Below are 16,775 nucleotides of genomic sequence, written 5' to 3'. Positions count from 1 at the left end.
ATCAGCGTCGCTCGGCGACCACGGTGAGCACGTGCCGAGCCAGGACGACGTCCGCGTCAAGGGCACCGGCCGCCGACGCGCGGGCCGACATCGCCGCGATCCGCCCGTGATCGGTGAGCACCGGGATCAGGGTGGTCTCGATCCAGGCCGGGTCGAGGCCGGCGTTGTCGACGAGCAGTGCCCCGCCGGCCGCGACGACCGGCTCGGCGTTCAGCCGCTGCTCGCCGCCGCGCAGCGGCAGCGGGACGTACGCGGCCGGCAGGCCGACAGCGGCCAGTTCGGCGCACGTCATCGCCCCCGAACGGCAGATCGCGAAGTCGGCCGCGGCGTAGGCGTACTGCATCTCGTCGACGTAGGGGAGGACGACGTAGGGCGGGTCGGCGGGGTCGGTGGGGTTACTGGCCGGCATCTCGACCACGTGCTGCGGCCCGGTGATGTGCAGTACCTGCACGCCGGCCGCCCGCAACGCTGCGGCCGCGCCGGATACCGCGGCGTTGATCGCCTTGGCGCCCTGCGAACCGCCGGTCACCATCAGTACTGGGCCGTCGGATCGAAGGCCGAACCGCTGCCGGGCGGCGTCGCGCAGCGCGGGCCGGTCGAGCCCGGTGATCGCCGGCCGCAGCGGGATGCCGATGGCGGTGGCGTGCGCCAGCCGGACACCCGGCGAGGCGGTGAACACGTGCGTGGTCATCCGGGCCGCCAGCCGGTTGGCCACTCCGGGCCGGGCGTTCGCCTCGTGCACGACGATCGGCAGGCCACGCCTGCGGGCGGCGACGTAGGCCGGCGCGGCCACGTAGCCGCCGAAGCCCACCACGACCTCGGCCCGGACGCGGTCGAGCACCGCCCCGGCCGCCAGCACCGAGTCGCGCAGCTTGCCCGGCGTCTGCAGCAGGGCCCGGTTCAGTTCGCGCGGCAGCGGCACCGGCGGGACGAGTTCGAGCGGGTAGCCGCGGGCCGGGATGAGCGTGGTGTCCAGGCCGTGCACGGTGCCGAGTGCGGTGATCTCGGCGGTTGGCTCCAGCCGGCGCAGCGCGTCGGCGAAGTTCATCGTGGGCTCGATGTGCCCGGCCGAATGGCCGCCGGCGACCACGACGCGCGGTGCCGTCACGCCTGCCCCGGTCCGGACACGCCCCGGACCTCCTTGCGGTAGGTATGCGAGGTCGTCGTCCGCTGGTACCCGATTCCCGCATAGAACGCGTGGGATTCGGGGCGCACGACATTCGAACGAACCACGACCGTGTGCAGGCCCTGCTGTACTGCCCACTGTTCGCCGGCCTGCACCAGAGTGCGGCCGAGGCCGGACCGGCGGGCCGCCGAATCGACCACCAGGCCGGTGATCTCGACGCGTTCGTCCTCTTCCAGCAGAAATCGCCGCTCGACACCTAGGTAGCCGTCGATGCGGGAGCCGTCGGCCGAAACGGAGACCAGCACCTGCTGGGTGGCCGAATTCAGCACGCCCGCCAGCCGGCTGGTCACCGCGTCGAGTTCGCTCGGGTACCCGAGCTGGGCCAGCAGTCCGGTGAGGCGCGGGGCGTCGGCCGCACGTACCGGACGGATCTCAGGCATGTATTAGTACCTTCGTGATGGGAAAATCGAAATAGGTGTCCGGATAAGGTTCGTCTTTCAGCGTGTAATGCCACCACTCGCAGTCGTACCGGTTGAAACCGCAGGCCTCCATGATGTAGCTAAGGTGCTGACGGTTACTCGCTTCGACTGGCGTGATTCCCTTGGCGCCATGATGTGAGAGCGGATCCATCAGGTCGTGGTCGCCGCCCATGGGGGCGAGCTCGCCGGTCGCCAAGTGGTAGAGCGTCAGGTCAACGGTGCTGCCCCGGCTGTGGCCCGACTTTGCTGCCACATATCCTTTTTCGAACATCTCGGCTCGGTCGATGTTGGGGTAGTGCCGTAGCTTCGTCTGGCCGTCCTCCGGCTGTTTCGACCAGCGCAGAAAGCTGTCCACGGCGCGTTGGGGGCGATAACCATCCCAAAGGAGCAAGCCGAAGCCGAGGGACGCGGCTTTTTCTCGCGCTGCTTCCAGTGCTGCGCACAACGTCCTCGTGCCGACAACTCGATTTACCAAGTAGCCGTCCACGGGTTTGCCGGTGAAGTTGTCCCAGGTGGCGTACTTGGCGTCCCATCGTATGCCGGGCACCAGCTCGTCGACAAAGACAAAATCGTCGTTCATTGGAATTTTCCGGTCAACGCCAACGACACCATCCTGTCGATCACTTCGGCCGGCGGCAAGCCGGCGGCGGTCATCATTCTCGGGTAACGGCTGTAGGAGGTCATGCCGGGAAAGGTGTTGACCTCGTTGAGGGCCACCGTGCCGTCCTCCTTCAGGAACATGTCCACCCGCGCCAGCCCCCGGCACCCCAAGGCGCGGTAGATGACCTTCGCCGTCTCCTGGACGAGCGATCGGGTCTCTGCTGGAATGTCCGCGGGAACGGTTATCGTCGAGTTTTCGGAACCGCTTTCCGGGTTGCTCTCCTGGTGGATCTTGAAGAACCCGTGAGATAACGAGATCTGATCCACCTCGCCCGCGATCAGGTCCAGCTCGTTCCCCAGGATGGCGCAGCCGACCTCGCTGCCGACGACGGCCTCTTCGATCAGCACCTTCGAGTCGTACTGCCTCGCGGTCTCCACCGCATCGAGCAGTTCTTCTTTGCGAGACACCTTGCTGACGCCGAAGGACGACCCCGAACGGGCCGGCTTCACGAAGACGGGATAGGTGAGCTGGTCGGGATCGATGTTCTCGTTCGCCGTGACGGTCCAGAAATTCGGCGTAGCGATTCCCGCGTTGGCGACGACGAGGTAAGCGAGGGACTTGTCCATGCACAGGGCGGAACTTTGGATGTCGCAGCCCGCGTAGGGGATGCCGGAGTGCTCCAGCAAGCCTTGGGTCGCACCATCTTCGCCGAGCTTGCCGTGCAGAACGGGCAACACCACGTCCAGGCTGATCGTTTCGTATCGTCCCTGCTCCAGGACCAGCAATCCGTGCACGTTCCGGTCCGGCGAAAGCATGACCGGACGGCTACCGGCGGCGTTTTCCCAGTCTCCGTCAGGGCCGTCGCAAAGCAGCCAGCCGCCGCTCTTCGTAATCCCGATCCAGAACGGCTCGTACTTGTCGGGGTCGAGGTGCTTTGCGACCTCTTGTGCGGACTTGACGGAGACGGGATGTTCTTCGGAACAGCCCCCGAATATAATTCCGATTTTCATATCCAGTGCCGCTTTCTACTTTCGAAGTTCAGGCAGTTGGCAATAGAGTTTTCAACAGCATCGCGCAGGGCGTGGTCCGTGTAATAGGCGGTATGCGGGCTGACGATCACGTTCGGCAGTTCTTGCAACCGCGGCAACAGGCTGCTTTCGATGGGTTTGTTCCGGCAATCTGCGTAGAATATTCCGTCTTCTCCTTCGAGTACATCCAGCGCCGCGCCGCCCAGTTCACCGCTTTCCAGTGCCGACACGAGGGCCTCGGTGTCGATGAGCGAACCGCGTCCGGTATTGACGATGTACGCGCTGCGCTTCATCTTCTCGATACGTTGACGGTTCAAGAGGTGATGGGTGTCGGCGTTGAGTGGCGTGTGCAGCGTGACAATATCGCTCCGCTGCAACAATTCATCGAGGCTAACATAGTCGGCGGCGGCTTCGGGGCGGGTGTCATGGGCCAGTATGCGGCAGCCGAAGCCCCGCAGCCGGTCCATGACCGCCGCGCCAATGCGCCCGGTGCCAACTATCCCGACAGTCAGGTCGCGCAGTTCTTTTCCCGGCGCGTCGGTCAGCCTGTAGTCGTGAACGGCCGCGCGCCTGACAATGGATCGGGCATTTCGCACCGCCATCAACATCAGCATCAGCGTGTAGTCGGCCACGCTGTCGGGTGAGTAGGCGACGTTCTCGACGGAGATGCCGATACTTTCCGCGTACTCCACATTGATGTGGTTGTAGCCAATGCTTCTGGTGGAGATATACGTTACGCCTGCCTGGCCGAGGGCAAGAAGGATGTTATCTGTGAGCCGAGTTTTATGACCAACGCTGATGCATCGATTTCCGGATGCCAGCTCGATATTGGCTTCGGATACCGCTGCCTCCGTGATGGTCGGCCTGACGCCGAAGCGAGGCGCCATCTCCCGGAACAAGGCGGCCTCGTCCGGTCCGCATCCATAGATCGTGATTCCCGTTCCCGGGGCGGCCGAGTAGGACCATGGCGCCAGCGATCGGGCGCGGCGGGCCGCCGTTCGTGCTGGTTCGCGGTAGGTCATGCCGCCCAGTCAAGGGAGTGCGGTGTTGCCAGCACGTATCCGGTTTTCGATATGCCGACGATATGTTACCGGCCGGTAATATGCGAGAGCGCGCGGGTGCACCGGTTTGTCGGTGAGCGCGGGTAACGTCAGCTGCCGTGAACGCACGGGAGCGCATCCAGGAACTCGCTGACCAGGTCGTAGTGCTGCGCGACGCCTACTACCGGGGTTCGCCGACGGTGGCGGACGCCGAGTACGACGCGATCGAAGACGAGCTGCGGGGCCTGATCGAGGCGAACCCGGAGCTGGCACCGGACCCGAACCCGCTGGAGCAGGTGGGTGCACCCGCGGTGCTGCACGCGCCGATCCGGCACTCGCGGCCGATGCTGTCGCTGGACAAAGCCACCAGGCCCGAGCAGGTGGAGGCGTTCTTCGAGCGCTTTCCCGGCCAGCCGGTGGTGGTGATGCCGAAGCTGGACGGGCTGTCGCTGGCACTGGTCTACGAGGACGGGCGGCTGGCGCGGGCGATCACCCGCGGGGACGGGACGACCGGCGACGACGTGACCATGCTGGTGCGGGTACTTGCCGACGGGATCCCGGAGCGGGTCGGCGCGGCGGGCCGGGTCGAGGTGCGCGGCGAGGCGGTCATGCTGCGCTCCACCTTCGCCGCCTACAACACCGAGCATCCGGACAAGCCGCTGATCAACCCGCGCAACGCCGCCGCGGGCACCCTGCGGGCCAAGGACCCGGCCACCGTCGCCGGTCGCCGCCTGCGGTTCTTCGCCTTCGACCTGGACATCGACCCCGAAGGCGCGGAGACCGACCTGGAGCGCGCGCTGCGCACGATCGGGTTCACCGTCGCCGACATGCGGCACTGCGCGGACGCGGCCGCGGCGCAGGCCGTGATCGCGGAGATCGAGCGGCAGCGCAACGACCTGGACTACGACCTGGACGGTGCCGTGCTGCGGCTGGCCGACCGGGACGCCTACGCCGCGGCCGGCACCCGCTCCAGTTCGCCCCGCGGTGCCCTGGCGTACAAGTTCGCCGCGGAGGAGAAGACCACGGTGCTCGCCGATGTGGTCTGGGACGTCGGCAAGACCGGCAAGATCGCCCCGGTCGCCTGGCTGGAGCCGGTGTTCGTGGGCGGGACCACGGTCACCCGCGCGACGCTGGCCAACCAGGAGGTGATCCGCGCCCGCGGCATCAGGATCGGCGACACGGTGCTGGTGCGCCGGGCCGGCGACGTGATCCCGTTCGTGGCCGGCGTGCTCGACGCCTCGAAGCGCACCGGCGCGGAGCGGGAGATCGTGCCGCCCACCACCTGCCCTTCGTGCGAGCAGCCGTTGACCGAGCAGGGCAACAGCCGCGAACTGTTCTGCACCAACGTCGCCTGCCCGGCCCAGACGGTGCGGCGGCTGATCCACTGGGCGTCGCGGGCGGCCGCGGACATCGAGGCCATCGGCGGGGTGTGGATCGAACGGCTGGCCGAGGCGGGCATATTGGAGCACCCCTCGGACTTCTACCGGCTGACCGAGGAGAAGTTGCTGGAGTTCGACCGCATCGGCGAGGTCTCGGCCGCGCGCATGATCGAGTCGATCGACAACAGCCGCCAGGTCGGGCTGCGCCGCGCGCTGATCGGGCTGGCGATCCCGATGGCCTCCGAGGGCACCGCCGCCCGGCTGTGCCGCGCGGGTTTCGGCTCGCTGGAGGAGGTCGCCGAAGCCGGGGTCGACGGGCTGGTGGCGGTGGAGGACATCGGGCCGAAGGTCGCCGCCTCGCTGATCGAGCACCTCACCCGGCTGCGGCCCGAACTCGAGCGGCTGCGAGCGCGCGGGGTCTCCCTGGATGTGCGCGAGGAGGACCTCCCGCCGGTCGTCGCGGCCGGCGCGCCACTGGCCGGCAAGACGGTGGTGGTCACCGGCGCGATCAACGATCCGCGCTCCGGGGAGAAGGTCGCCCGCCCGACCTTCCAGCGGTTGTGCGAAAAGGCGGGCGCCACCATCGCGTCCTCGGTCTCGGCGAGCACCGACCTGCTCATCACCGGCGCCGAGGTCGGGGCGAGCAAGCTCACCAAGGCCGAGAAGTTCGGCGTCGAGGTCGTCGACCAGAGCGTGATCTGGCCACAGTTGATCGAGGCCGGCGTCGTCTAGTGCCGCGGGCAGGCTGTTCTGCAGGGCTCCAGCTGTTCGCCGCTTCGGTAGTGCTGCGGCTGCGCCCGACCGAGGTCGCGCAGCTCATCATCAGCGCCGGCATCCGCGCGGTCGCGGACGCGTTCAACGAACAGTTCGCCAGGCCGATCCTGGAGGCCGTGCAGGTGCAAGACTTCGCCGATTGGCGCAGTGCCGGAGTGTGCGGAGGTGAGACCACGGATGTCGGACAATCCGGGAACATGGCCACAGGATCACGAAGGTGACCAGGAACCGGTTCCCTCCCGCGAAGACCTGGAGAAGGCGGTCGTACACCACCTTCCGTCCGATCCTGAGGAACGGCGGCGACAGGACGAATACTGGACGGAAGAACGGATCCGCGAGGCTCGCGGCATGTAACGAGCGAGCTTTGCCGTGCAAACCTGACGTGTTCGCCTTTGGATGGACCTAATGGGTTAGGGCATACGAGGGTCAGGTCGAGGACACTACGTCGAGCAGTGCCGCTTCGAAGATGTCCACTCCGGCATGGAGGTCCGCCGGCTCGATCGTCAGCGGCGGAGCCAGCCGGAAGATCCCGCCCATGCCGGGCAGCTGCACGATGTTCAGGTGCAGCCCCCGTTCCAGGCACGCGGCGGTCACCGCCGCGCCGAGACCGTCCGCCGGTGCCTTGCTTTTCTTGTCCGCCACCAGCTCGATCCCCTGGAGCAGGCCGCGCCCGCGCACATCGCCGACCACCTCGAAGCGCTCACGCAGCTCCACCAGGCGCTCGGTCAGCTCCTTGCCGAGCACCTGCGCCCTGTCCACCAGCGCGTCCCGCTCCAGGACGTCCAGCACGGTCAGCGCCACGGAAGCCGCAAGCGGGTCCGAGACATGGGTGGTGAAGAAGAGAAAACCCCGGTCGTGGCAGGTCTGCTCGATCTCCGCCGAGGTCAGCACCGCGGCGACGGGCAGCCCGGCGCCGAGCGTCTTCGACAGCGTGAGCAGGTCCGGGACGACGCCATCGCGTTCGAACGCGTACATGGTTCCGGTGCGCCCCAAGCCGGTCTGCGCCTCGTCGACGATCAGCAGCATCCCGCGCGCCGCGCAGTACTCCTTCAGCATGGCGAGATAGCCCTCCGGCAGCTCGATGATGCCGCCGGAGGACAGGATCGGCTCGACGAGGCAGGCCGCGAGGCTGCCCGAGGACTGCTGGTCCACGAGCCGGAATCCGTAGTCCAGCTCGGTTTCCCAGTCGTAGGAACCGTCCGCGTGCCGGAACGGTGAACGGTAGGCGTCCGGCGTCGGCAGGGTGAGGTTGCCCGGCACCGGGGGACCGTAGCCGCGACGTCCGGCCGAGAAGGTGGCGGCCGCCGCGCCGGAGGTCATCCCGTGCCACGAGCGGTCGAAGGCGACGATTTCGTAGCCGCCGGTGTACAGCTTGGCCATCTTGATCGCGGCTTCGTTGGACTCCGCGCCCGTGCTCAGCAGCAGCATGCGGCTCAGCGGTTCCGGAAGGGAGCCGGCGAGCCGCCGGGCGAGTTCGACCACGGGCCGGCTCAACATGCCGGAGTAGAGGTGGCTCAGGGTCGCCGCGGCTTCGCTGACCGCCCGGACGACGTCGGGATGCGAGTGCCCGAGCAGCGCGCTCATCTGCCCGGAGGTGAAGTCCAGGATCGCTTTCCCGTCGGCGTCGTACACGTGGCAGCCGGCGGCGCGTTCGATGATGCGCGGCGTGAAGGTGCCGCCGTACCTGACCAGGTGATCGGTGGCGTGCCGCCAGAAGCTCGGATCGTCCATCGCTGCTCCCGCTCGTTTCGACCTATTGATCCAGGTCAAAACTACGTGGGCGGAAGTACCTAAGCACGTCAGATTCCCCGTCGCTCCCGGCTGCCTAACTTGGTGATCACCAGAGAGCACGAGCACTGAGGAGAAAGCCATGAGCGACATGAACGAGCTGGTCCAGCGCTACCTCGCCGCGTGGAACGAGACCGACGCCGCCGCGCGCCGGGCCGTGCTGGCGGAGGTCTTCGCCGAGGACGCGGTGTACACCGACCCGCTGGTCTCCGTCCAGGGCAGGGACGGGCTCGACGCCGCCATCGCGGCGGTACAGGGACAGTTCGGCGGGCTGGTGTTCAGCCTCGGCGGCGCGGTGGACGCCCACCACGACATCGCGCGGTTCACCTGGCACCTGGGGCCCGAGGGCGCCGAGCCGGTCGTCATCGGCTTCGACGTCGCGGTGATCGGGGACGACGGCCGGATCAGCCAGGTGCTCGGCTTCCTCGACAAGGTGCCGGCCGGAGCCTGAACACCCCGCTCACCCCGCTCACCTCGGAACAGAGGAGAAACCATGACCGCCTACGTCATCGCCACCCTGCAGGACGCCCCGCCGCACGAGGAGATCGCCGAGTACATCGAGCGCATCCCCGGCACCTTCGAGCCGTACGGCGGTCGCTTTCTCGTGCACGTCACGCCGCACGAAGTGAAGGAAGGCAGCTGGGACGGGGGCATCGTGATGATCGGCTTCCCCGGCCTCGCCGAAGCGCGGGCCTGGTGGGATTCGCCCGCGTACCAGGAGATCGCGCCGCTGCGCTCGCGGCACATCGAAGGCGACATCATCCTGGTCGGCGGCGTCCCCGAGGACTACGACCCGGCTTCCACCGCCCGAGCCATCCGAGCCGCACTGGCCGTCTGACCCCCAACCGGCAAATAGCCGGCTTTTTGCCCTGACTCGAAGGGGCAAAAAGCCGGCTATTTGCGCGTTGTCACAGGCCGAGTCGGTCGGCGAAATCCTTGAGCTCGCCGCGGGAGGCGACGCCGAGTTTGGGGTAGGCCTTGTAGAGGTGGTAGCCGACCGTGCGGTGGCTGAGGAAGAGCTGCGCGGCGATGTCGCGATTGGACAGTCCCCGCGCGGCGAGCCTGGCGATCTGCAGCTCCTGCGGGGTGAGGCCGGCGGCCACGCCTTCGGCGGGTCTGGGGCCCTGGTCCTTGGCGCCGGTCGCGGTCAGCTCGCCGCGGGTGCGTTCGGCCCACGGCCGCATGCCGAGCCGGTCGAAGACCTCCAGCGCGTCGTGCAGCCACCCGCGCGCCTCGGCCTTCCGCCTGGCCCTGCGCAGCCACTCGCCGTAGAGCAGCGCGGTCCTGGCGTACTCCAGCGCGCGGACGTCTCCGTCGTGCAGTTCGAGGGCCGCCGTGTAGTGCGCCTCGGCCTGGTCGTCGGTGGCGAGCAGCCCGCGGCAGCGCAGCACGAGCGCGTCCGCCCACGGCTGCCGGACCGACCCGGCCCACCGCTCGAAGCGCGCCAGCGGCTCGGCGGCGCGTTCCGGCGCGCCCACCCGCACCGCCGCCTCCACCAGGTCGGGCGTGGAACGGGTGGCGCAGATGTGATGGCGCAGCGGCTCGCGGGTCAGGCGCTCGAAGCGGGCCAGCGCCGCTTCAGCCCGGCCGAGACCGAGGTCCAGCAGCCCGAGCGACCAGTGCGCCCACGGCGCGCCGGGGGAGATGGCCCCGGCGGTGGCCCCCGCCAGCCCTACTTCGGCGTGGCGCCGGCAGTCCGCCTCCGCTCCGGTGGCCGCGTCGAGGTAGGCGAGCACGCTGCTGAACTGGCTGACCCACTGCCGCTGGCCGGTGTCGCGGGCGAGTCCCAGCGCCTCGGTCGCGGTGCCGATGGCGTCCAGATGCCGCCCGGTGAACACCTCGCCCTCGGCCATGAAGAACAACACCGTCGGCAGCCGGCCGGCGCCGCCCCTGGCACGGTGTTCGGCGGCGAGCGCGGTCGCCAGCTCGTAGGCGTCGGCGTCCTGGCCCAGCGCGAGTGCCACTCCGCAGAGGATCAGCGACACCTGGTCGGGCACCCGGCCCCGCCGCCGCACCGCCGCGAGGGTTTCGCCCAGCGGCGGCGGTTGTTCGGCCAGACCCCGGTCGAGGTGGGCCAGGTAGGGCCCCACCGGCGCGAGCGGATCCGCGTCGGCCAGCGGCAGCGCGGCCAGCCGGTCGAGTGTCGCCGCGAGCTGGCGTTCCCCCAGGTACCACGAGGTGTGCACGGCCTGGATCAGCAGCACGGCGGCCTGGCCGGGATCGGTGTCGCTGATCAGCCCGGCGCCGTCGAGCAGCGACCGGTGGGCGGCGGGGTAGGAGCCCTGCCAGAAGTCCGCGAGCGCCCGCACCTGCGCGATTCGCGCGCTCACCGCCGGGTCCTCGGCCAGCCGCCGGGTCGCACGGCCGCCGAGGGCTTTGGCGCGTTCCAGGTCGCCAGCCTCCAACGCGGCCTCTGCCGCCAGTGCCTCGCGGTGCGCCCTGGTGTCGGGTTCGACGCTCAGCCGGGCGGCCCGTTCGTAGGCCGCCGCGGCGGCCTCGTGACCACTGCGTTCGCGGGCGCGGGCGGCGGTGCGCTCCAGCGCGGCGGCGGCGTCTTCGTCGGCCCCGGTGGCGGCGGCCGCCAGATGCCAGGCGCGGCGGTCGGCGTGCTCGGGCGAGCCGAGGGTGGCGGCGAGCGCGCGGTGCACGGCGAGGCGCTGCCCGAGCGGCGCCCGCTGGTAGACGGCGGCGCGGAGCAGCGGATGGCGGAAGCGGATCGTGGTGCCGTCGGCGTCGCCGCGGAGCACCAGGCCGGCCTGCTCGGCGGGGGACAGGTCCTCGACACCCGCGCCAAGTTCGGCGGCGGCGGGCAGGATCACCGCGAGTTCGCCGGTCTCGTCGGCCGCTGCCACCAGCAGCAGGCTCTGGCAGGCCGCCGGCAGCCGGCTGACCTGGCCGTGGAAGGCCAGTTGCAGTCGGCCGGTGAGCGGGAGCGCGCCCGGCGAGAACGCGCTGCCGCTTTCGGCGGCCAGCGCGACCGGCAGTTCCAGCAGGGCCAGCGGGTTGCCGCCGGCCTCGGCGAGCAGGCGGTAGCGCACAGCGGGGGCGAGCGGCTGCCGGTCGAGCAGGGCCGCGGCCGCCTCCGGCGCGAGCCCGGAGAGGCGCGACTCCGGCAGACCGGGAGCGGGGAAGGAACCCTCACCGTCCCGGGCGGCGAAGATCATCACCACCCCCTCGGCGTGCAGGCGCCGGGCGGCGAACAGGAGCGCGTCCCGCGACGCCCGGTCGAGCCACTGCGCGTCGTCGACGAGGCACAGCAGGCCCGTCTCGTCCGCGTGCTCCGCAAGCAGGGACAGCGCCGCCAGCCCGACCAGCATCGGCTCGGACCCGGCCGCCGGCCCGAGCCCGAACGCCGCCTCCAGCGCCTCGCGCTGCGGGCCGGGCAGCGCGGCGAGGGAACCGAGCGCCGGGCGCAGCAGCAACTGCAGCCCGGAGAACGGCAGCTCCGCCTCGAACTCGACCCCGGTGCCGCGGACCAGCCGGAGGCCCCCGGCCGTCGCGGCGGCGTGGTCCAGCAACGCCGTCTTGCCGATGCCCGGCTCGCCGCGCAGCACCAGCGACGAGCTGGTGCCCGCACGGGCACCAGCCAGCAGTTCGGCGATCGCGTCCTCTTCGGACTTTCTGCCCTGCAGTTCCCCCTCGCCCATGACCCCCATCCTGGCAGTTCTGCTCCGCCAGGCGGCTTGATCGCTACCGGAGCCGGGGTGCCCCATCGCGCAGCCAGCGGTAGGTGAGCAGGATGTTCAGCCGGTGCAGCGACCGCACCAGTGCGAGGAATTCCCCCGGCGCCGCGGCGGGCGGTTCGACTCCCCACATGGGCAGCTCGTCGTACAGCACCTCCACCGGGACGCCGTCGGACAGGCCCCGGTGCACGGCGGCGGCCAGGTGTTCGAGGTAGGAGATCCACACCGAGACGCCCGGCTCTGCCGGACCGAGGAAGCCGTGTCCCGGCACGAGGGTGTCCGCGGGGAGCATCGCCTGCATGGTCCTTAGGCTGCGCGCGTAGCCGAGCGGGTCGCCGATCAGCATCATCGGGGTCACCCCGGCGGGCATGGCGAAGTTGCCGGTGAAGGTCACCTTGGCGTCCGGTACGTGCACCAGGGTGTCGCCGGAACCGTTGCCGGGGCCCAGATGCCACAGCTGCACGACGCGGCCGCCGAGGTCGATCTCGCAGAACCGGTCGAACACGACGTCCGGCGCGCGCCAGGTGAGCACCCGATCCAGGGAGTCGTCGCCGTACATGCTTTCCGCGCGCAGCCGCTTCTCCGCGGCCAGATCGGTCATCGCCGCCTTGTTGATCCGCGAGGAGAACACCGTGACGTCCTCGCCGAACGCGGTGTTACCGAAGGTGTGGTCGCCGTGGTAGGTCGTGTTGACCAGGTACCGGATCGGTTTGCCGGTCAGATCCGCGGCGACCTCCTGGAGGTGCCTGCCGATGTCCGGGCTGACCCCGGAGTCGACGACCAGCGCCGCCTTTTCGCCGACGATGAGGCCGTTGTTGTCCTTGGGCATTTCGTTGGCCATCAAGGCATGCACCCCGTCGCCCAGTTCCCGCGGCAGCAACCGGAGACCGGCCGGGCTGAGGTTCGGTGCGACGAACCCCGGCGGGCGCTGGCTCATTTCGTGGATGACCGGGAGGTGTCCGTGCATCACCTGCTCCTTTCGGTGAGGACGCAGTTCAGGAAGAACTTCACGTGGTCGTCGACCAGCCGCCGCGCGGCGGCGAGATCGTCTTCGGTGGCTTCGGCGTGCAGGTGCAGCATTCGGGGCACCTGGAGCGGGGCGAACAGCTCCCAGACCAGTTGCCGGGCCGCCAGGTCGGCGCGCACCAGCCCGGCCCGCTGCCAGCTCCGGAACGGCGCCTGGAGCTGGTCCCTGGCGGTCTCGATCGCGGCCGCCAGCCCGCTCAGCCCGCCGGTCCCGCTGCCTTCGCGCAGGAGCACGCTGGTGAACCGCCTGGTGCGCGGGCTGGACCAGCCCGTCATCACGCGCGCCACCAGCTCCGGCACCGCTTTTCGCGGCCCGGTCGCCACCAGCGCGTCGACGTCGATGTGCAGGAACTCGAAGGACGCCGGGCCGGCTTCGGCGAACAGCGCGTCGTAGATCGCCTGCTTGCCGGCGAAATGGCCGTAGATCGCGGCGTCGCGCACGCCGACCTCGGCGGCGATCTGGCGGACCGTGGTGGCCGCGAAACCCTGACGCGCGAACAACTCCAACGCCGCGTCCAACAGCAGCTCCCGGGTGGCGGGCCCGTCGCTCTTCGGCGGACGGCCCCGTCGCCTGCCCGCCGGTTGCCGTGACGTCTGGTCCATGCCAATATTTAATTGGCGCTCATTAAATTTGTCAACCGGTGCGAAATGGCCGTTGGTCGCACCGGCATAGACGAACGGCTGAAGACCCGGGGTACCGCCGCTGGGCACGCTGTGGGCAGGTCGTGGAAGGCGAACGTCGCGACCGTGAACCGGACAGCTAGGGAGGGCGAGGAGGGCATGGTGCGCAACGAGGGGATCAGCCGGAAGCGATTTCTGGCCGGAGCCGCCGCGGTGGGGGTCGCGGCGGCCACCGGGTCGCTGGTGGCGCCGGCTCCCGCCGCGAACGCCGCGGCGGGAGCGCGACGCGGGCTGAAGCACCGGGGGGTCTGCTACACGGTCGGTGCCGGGGAGACACCGGGGACGAGGTGGAGCACCGCCAGGATGCGCGAGGACATCCGGGTGATCGCCGAGGAGCTGCACGCCGATTCGATCGAGGTCACCGGGGACGGGGTCGAACGGCTCAGGTCCACGTCGTCGGAGGCGGCCGAGCGCGGGCTGCACGTCTGGCTCCAGCCCACCCTCGGGGACCATTCGGAACAGGAGATCCTCGATCACCTGGCGGAAACCGGCCGGCACGCCGAACGGCTGCGGCGTCAAGGCGCCGACGTCGACTTCAGCGTTGGCTGCGAGTTCTGGCTGTTCGTGCCGGGCATCGTGCCAGGGGCGAACGGCCGGGAGCGGGCCGAGAACGTGGCGAAGGGCAACTTCGACTGGGAGCTGATGACCCAGCGGCTGCGCGAGTTCACCGGGCGGGCCGCGGCGGTCGGCAGGTCGGTGTTCCACGGCCGGCTGAGCTACGCCGCGGCGCAGGACGAGACGATCGAGAACGTCGACTGGAACCTGTTCGACATCGTCGGCATCGACTACTACTCCCACCTCCCGCGCCGGGCCGACTACGTCCGGGAGCTGCGGAAGTATCTGCGCTGGGGCAAGCCGCTGGCGATCTGCGAATTCGGTACCTGCGCCTATGCCGGTGCGCCGGACACGGCCGGTATGGGCTGGAACGTCGTGGACCACGACAAGGTGCCGGAAGAGATCATCGGCGACCTGGTCCGCAGCGAGCGGACCCAGGCCGAGTACCTCCTCGAACTGCTCGACGCCTTCGAGTCGATGGGCCTGTACGCGGCGATGGCGTTCGAGTTCGTCACCCCGGACGCCCAGCACCGGCGCGACGAGCCGCGCTACGACGTCGACATGGCCAGCTACAGCATCGTCAAGCCGATCAAGGACCGGCCGGACGACCCGGCGTCGGACTGGCACTGGGAGCCGAAGCAGGCGTTCCACGCGCTGGCCAAGGCGTACGAACGGGCCCGGCGCTGAGCTCATACGCTGGCGGTATGCCTGGCGAAGGCGCTACTCCGGCACTGCGGTCCTTCCTGCCCGGCGAGATGGCCGTGGACGGGGGACCGCCGCGGCGCACCGTGCGGGACTGGGTGACCGACGTGCTCGTCTTCGCCGGCGCGGTGCTGCTCGGGCTGGTGGCCTACGGCCTCGCCCAGCAGTACGACCGGCCGCCGTTGTGGGTGGCCGCCCTGGACCTTCCGCTTGGCGTGCTGGCCTGCCTGTCGTTGTGGTGGCGGCGGCGCTGTCCGCTGGTGGTGGCGTTGCTCGCGGTGCCGGCGATGGCGATGTCCGCCGGCTCGTTCGGCGCCGGCATGGTGATCACGCTGAACCTGGCGCTGCGGGTCCCGTGGCGGCGTTCGCTGCCAGTGCTGGGGCTTCTCGTGGCGGCGTCGGCGCTGAACATGGTGCTGGTGGCGATCCCCAGCGAGGAGCTTGGCACGCAGCTGACCATGATCTTCGCGTACCACCTGGTGTTCTTCGCCTGGGGCAGCGCACTTCGAGCCCGCCGGGAACTGGTGCACCGGCTGCGAAAGGACGCCAGGCTGGAACGGGTCGAGCACGCGCGGCGGCTGGCGGCGACCCGGCGCACCGAGCGGGAGGCCATCGCCCGCGAGATGCACGACGTGCTGGCGCACCGCATTTCGCTGGTGTCCGTGCACGCCGGGGCGCTGGCCTACCGGAGCAGGCAGTCCGCCGCCAGCGCAGGGCCCGAGTTGAGCGGCGCCGAGGTGGCCGAGAGCGCGCGGATCATCAACGTCAACGCCCACCAGGCACTGGACGAGCTGCGCGATGTGCTGCGAGTCCTGCGCGATGACGACGAGACCGAGGCCGCCGGCCCGCCGCAGCCGCGGCTGGCCGACCTCCCCGGCCTTGTCGACGAGGCGCGGGCGGCCGGGCAACCGGTCGACCTCCGCGACGAACTCGCCGGCGACGCGGCGGATGCCTTGCGCCCGCAGGCACAGCGCACCGTCTACCGGGTGGTCCAGGAAGGACTGACCAACGCCCGCAAACACGCCCCCGGTGCGGCGACCACCGTGCTGCTGACCGGTGAGCCGGGTGGGCAGCTGACCGTCGAGGTCGGCAACCCGCTGCCCGCGGACCGGACGTCGCCCGAGATTCCCGGCGCCGGTGCCGGCCTGACCGGCCTCGGCGAGCGGGTGCAGCTGGACGGCGGCGTGCTCTCCCACCACGGCCGCGACGGCCGGTTCACGTTGCGGGCCCGGTTACCCTGGCCCCCGAACGCGAGGTGAGACCGTGATCCGAGTCCTACTGGTGGACGATGACGCCCTCGTCCGAGCTGGGCTGAAGCTGATGTTGCGGGGCGCGGACGACATCGAGGTCGTCGGCGAGGTCGAGGACGGCGCGGGCGTGCCCGTCGCGGTACGCAGGCACACTCCCGACGTCGTGCTGATGGACATCCGGATGCCGGTCGTGGACGGGATCGCCGCCACTCGTGCCCTGGCCGGAAGTGGCACCGCGCCGAAGGTGATCGTGCTGACCACGTTCGGCGCGGACAGCACCGTGCTGGCCGCCATCCGCGCGGGCGCGACCGGCTACCTGCTCAAGCACACCGAGCCGGAGGAGATCGTCGAAGCCGTCCGCCGCGCGGGAAACGGGGAGCCGTCGCTATCGCCCGCGGCGATGCGCGCGCTGATCGGCCAGGTGGCGGACGGGGACGAGTCCCGCCGACAGCGGGCCAGTAACCGGCTGGCGGTGCTCACCGAGCGGGAACGCGACATCGCGGCAGCGCTGGCCGACGGCCTCAACAACACCGAGATCGGGCAACGCCTGCACCTGTCCGTCGGCACCGTGAAGAGCCACCTGTCCGGCGCGCTGGCCAAACTGGACTTGGACAACCGCACCCAGCTTGCCCTGCTCGCCCACGACGCGAAGGTCCGTTGATC

General features: G+C 69.9%; 16 protein-coding genes. 7 read left to right on the top strand and 9 right to left on the bottom strand.

Going from position 1 to position 16,775, the window contains the following annotated elements:
- Position 1: 1 nt before the first annotated feature.
- The 5 genes from AMYNI_RS0108865 to vanH are packed head-to-tail and all read right to left on the bottom strand — an operon-like array spanning position 2 to position 4,169.
- On the bottom strand, positions 2-1,108 hold the full coding sequence (locus AMYNI_RS0108865; protein WP_020667648.1) for a UDP-N-acetylglucosamine--N-acetylmuramyl-(pentapeptide) pyrophosphoryl-undecaprenol N-acetylglucosamine transferase: 1,107 nt from the start codon (positions 1,106-1,108) through the stop codon (positions 2-4).
- Positions 1,105-1,566, bottom strand: coding sequence for a GNAT family N-acetyltransferase (locus tag AMYNI_RS0108860; protein ID WP_020667647.1), 462 nt, complete (start codon positions 1,564-1,566; stop codon positions 1,105-1,107). The genes AMYNI_RS0108865 and AMYNI_RS0108860 overlap by 4 nt, the downstream gene beginning before the upstream one ends.
- A complete protein-coding gene (vanX, locus tag AMYNI_RS0108855) occupies positions 1,559-2,185 on the bottom strand; it encodes a D-Ala-D-Ala dipeptidase VanX (protein ID WP_020667646.1) in 627 nt (208 codons plus the stop codon). Before vanX ends, AMYNI_RS0108860 begins: the two co-directional genes overlap by 8 nt.
- Complete coding sequence (vanA, locus tag AMYNI_RS0108850) at positions 2,182-3,216, bottom strand: D-alanine--(R)-lactate ligase (protein ID WP_026360211.1); 1,035 nt, start codon at positions 3,214-3,216, stop codon at positions 2,182-2,184. The genes vanX and vanA overlap by 4 nt, the downstream gene beginning before the upstream one ends.
- Positions 3,213-4,169, bottom strand: coding sequence for a D-lactate dehydrogenase VanH (gene vanH, locus AMYNI_RS0108845; protein WP_425387939.1), 957 nt, complete (start codon positions 4,167-4,169; stop codon positions 3,213-3,215). Before vanH ends, vanA begins: the two co-directional genes overlap by 4 nt.
- Positions 4,170-4,393: 224 nt before the next feature.
- Here vanH and ligA point away from each other — a divergent pair, with 224 nt between their 5' ends.
- Positions 4,394-6,385, top strand: a complete 1,992-nt coding sequence (gene ligA, locus AMYNI_RS0108840; RefSeq protein ID WP_020667643.1) for an NAD-dependent DNA ligase LigA — start codon at positions 4,394-4,396, stop codon at positions 6,383-6,385.
- 50 nt (positions 6,386-6,435) lie between these two features.
- A complete protein-coding gene (locus AMYNI_RS0108835) occupies positions 6,436-6,648 on the top strand; it encodes a hypothetical protein (RefSeq protein ID WP_026360209.1) in 213 nt (70 codons plus the stop codon).
- A 205-nt stretch (positions 6,649-6,853) separates the two neighbouring features.
- Here AMYNI_RS0108835 and AMYNI_RS0108830 read toward each other — a convergent pair whose 3' ends face one another.
- Positions 6,854-8,158 (bottom strand): aspartate aminotransferase family protein, encoded by a 1,305-nt coding sequence (locus tag AMYNI_RS0108830; protein ID WP_020667641.1) that lies wholly within the window; start codon positions 8,156-8,158, stop codon positions 6,854-6,856.
- A gap of 139 nt (positions 8,159-8,297) precedes the next feature.
- On the opposite strand from AMYNI_RS0108830, the gene AMYNI_RS0108825 reads away from it, so the two are divergent.
- Complete coding sequence (locus AMYNI_RS0108825) at positions 8,298-8,666, top strand: nuclear transport factor 2 family protein (protein ID WP_020667640.1); 369 nt, start codon at positions 8,298-8,300, stop codon at positions 8,664-8,666.
- A gap of 42 nt (positions 8,667-8,708) precedes the next feature.
- On the top strand, positions 8,709-9,053 hold the full coding sequence (locus AMYNI_RS0108820; protein WP_020667639.1) for a DUF1330 domain-containing protein: 345 nt from the start codon (positions 8,709-8,711) through the stop codon (positions 9,051-9,053).
- Between the two features lie 70 nt (positions 9,054-9,123).
- Here AMYNI_RS0108820 and AMYNI_RS0108815 read toward each other — a convergent pair whose 3' ends face one another.
- Genes AMYNI_RS0108815 through AMYNI_RS50490 form a run of 3 tightly spaced genes read right to left on the bottom strand, consistent with a single transcriptional unit; the run spans position 9,124 to position 13,527 of the window.
- Positions 9,124-11,862, bottom strand: a complete 2,739-nt coding sequence (locus AMYNI_RS0108815) for a helix-turn-helix transcriptional regulator (protein ID WP_020667638.1) — start codon at positions 11,860-11,862, stop codon at positions 9,124-9,126.
- A 43-nt stretch (positions 11,863-11,905) separates the two neighbouring features.
- Positions 11,906-12,865, bottom strand: a complete 960-nt coding sequence (locus tag AMYNI_RS0108810) for an MBL fold metallo-hydrolase (RefSeq protein WP_020667637.1) — start codon at positions 12,863-12,865, stop codon at positions 11,906-11,908.
- Positions 12,865-13,527, bottom strand: a complete 663-nt coding sequence (locus tag AMYNI_RS50490) for a TetR/AcrR family transcriptional regulator (protein WP_020667636.1) — start codon at positions 13,525-13,527, stop codon at positions 12,865-12,867. The genes AMYNI_RS0108810 and AMYNI_RS50490 overlap by 1 nt, the downstream gene beginning before the upstream one ends.
- A gap of 144 nt (positions 13,528-13,671) precedes the next feature.
- Between AMYNI_RS50490 and AMYNI_RS0108800 the strand changes: the two genes are divergently transcribed.
- The 3 genes from AMYNI_RS0108800 to AMYNI_RS0108790 are packed head-to-tail and all read left to right on the top strand — an operon-like array spanning position 13,672 to position 16,773.
- Positions 13,672-14,847 carry a glycoside hydrolase family 113 protein gene (locus AMYNI_RS0108800; protein WP_211225474.1) on the top strand — a complete coding sequence of 392 codons (1,176 nt, stop codon included), beginning with the start codon at positions 13,672-13,674 and terminating at the stop codon, positions 14,845-14,847.
- A 17-nt stretch (positions 14,848-14,864) separates the two neighbouring features.
- Complete coding sequence (locus AMYNI_RS0108795; protein WP_020667634.1) at positions 14,865-16,121, top strand: sensor histidine kinase; 1,257 nt, start codon at positions 14,865-14,867, stop codon at positions 16,119-16,121.
- A gap of 4 nt (positions 16,122-16,125) precedes the next feature.
- Positions 16,126-16,773 (top strand): response regulator, encoded by a 648-nt coding sequence (locus AMYNI_RS0108790; RefSeq protein WP_020667633.1) that lies wholly within the window; start codon positions 16,126-16,128, stop codon positions 16,771-16,773.
- Positions 16,774-16,775: the final 2 nt, after the last annotated feature.

It is taken from the genome of Amycolatopsis nigrescens CSC17Ta-90, assembly GCF_000384315.1.
In the GTDB taxonomy this organism is placed as follows: Bacteria; Actinomycetota; Actinomycetes; order Mycobacteriales; family Pseudonocardiaceae; genus Amycolatopsis; species Amycolatopsis nigrescens.
The sequence above is the reverse complement of the archived record's forward strand: the minus strand, read 5'-3'. Positions and strand labels throughout refer to the sequence as shown.